1 protein-coding gene is annotated in these 1678 nt (G+C 37.5%); it reads right to left on the bottom strand.

The features are described 5' to 3' along the window. Positions 1-172: 172 nt before the first annotated feature. Positions 173-1420, bottom strand: a complete 1248-nt coding sequence (locus tag ACFRAC_RS36750) for an IS256-like element ISBsu2 family transposase (protein WP_031600262.1) — start codon at positions 1418-1420, stop codon at positions 173-175. Positions 1421-1678: the final 258 nt, after the last annotated feature.

Raw genomic sequence — 1678 nt, 5'->3', positions numbered from 1 at the left:
CCGAGGAACAAGCGATCAAGGGATCGAGCATCGACAGCCAAATCGAGGCCTGTATAAAGAAAGCAGGGACTAAAGATGTGCTGAAGTATGCAGATGAAGGATTTTCAGGAGAGCTTTTAGAACGTCCGGCTTAGAATCGCTTGATGGGGGCTTGTCAAGAAAAGTGTGTAAGTTATTCTAGATATTTCTTCACACGTTCCTTTAGGTGGTCATGAACTAATAGTTGATTCATGACCATAGCCCATTGCTGGATGCGTCCACCATCCCATTTCTTTTCTAATTCTTTTGTTCGTAAAAACAATATTTTTAATAGGGCATTCTCATGGGGGAATGCTCCTTTTTTCGTGACTTTTCGAAAGCTAGAGTGGATACTTTCAACGGCATTTGTAGTGTACATGATTTTACGAATATTACCACCATAATCGAAAAGTTGTTCCACATGAGAAAAGTTTCGTTTCCATACGTCTACAGCTCCAGGGTACGTAGACCACTGCTTTTCAAAAGATTCAAATGCACTGTGACAAGCCTTAAGGCTTGGAGCTCCATACACTTTCTTTAAGGCAGCAGTAAAAGGCTTGTAGTCTTTACTTGGTATATACTTAATCGAATTTCGAATTAAATGAACAATACATCTCTGTACGGTCACATCAGGAAAAATCGCACGTGCTCCTTCTTCCAGACCACTAACGCCATCCATTGAGAGAAAGAAGATATCTTCTACACCACGAGATTTGATTTCATCAAAAATTTGCATCCATTTATGTTTACTTTCCGTTTCATTCAACCACAAACCTAGAATGTCCTTTTTACCTTCTATGGTATATCCTAGTATTGTGTAAACGGCATACTTCTTCGTTTCATAGTCATTACGAATGGTTGTGTAAAGACAATCGACAAACACAAAAGGGTAACAGTTACTTAAGGGACGATTTTGCCACTCTTCTAAATTAGGAAGTACAGTATCCGTAATGTCGGATACCATTTCATGAGATACAGAAAAGCCATAGATGTCTTCTATCGTGGAAGAAATGTCTCGTTGTGACATTCCTCTGGCATACATCGAAATGACCTTATCCTCTATAGAGGATACATCTCTTTTACGCTTTGGAATCAACTGCGGTTCAAATGAACCATCACGATCACGGGGGACTGCAATTTCAACTTCTCCTGCCGTTGTTTTCACGATCTTTTTGCCATATCCATTTCTTCTATTTCTTGTTTCTTTTTCTCCCTTGTCATTGGATTCATAGCCCAAATGGTGATTCATTTCACCTTTTAGCATTGACTCAAACATGGGACCAAATATGTCTTTTAATGCTTCTTGCATATCTTCTACTGATTTAGGCTGATACTGTTCGATAATCTTGTTCGCTAATTCTACGGAGTTCGGATCTCTTTTCAATTTCCCCACTGAAACCACTCCTTTAGCTTTATACTTATTATTCTATCAAATAAAAAACTGTGTGAGTAAGGAACCGTACGCATTCCTTACTTACACAGTTAATATTACACTCCCTTAACGACTAATTTTAAGACGATTTCCTCCCAATATAAATTAATGTTTTCTCTTATTTACTTCTTATTGCATTTACCACTTTCATTTTCCAAATTTATAAAAATTATACCTATATTTAGGAATTTACCAGATGGTAATTTTCAAAATCACTAAGTCTCTAGT

Origin of the sequence: Streptomyces sp. NPDC056628 (assembly GCF_042792555.1) — a bacterium.
Lineage (GTDB): Bacteria > Actinomycetota > Actinomycetes > Streptomycetales > Streptomycetaceae > Streptomyces.
The sequence above is the reverse complement of the archived record's forward strand: the minus strand, read 5'-3'. Positions and strand labels throughout refer to the sequence as shown.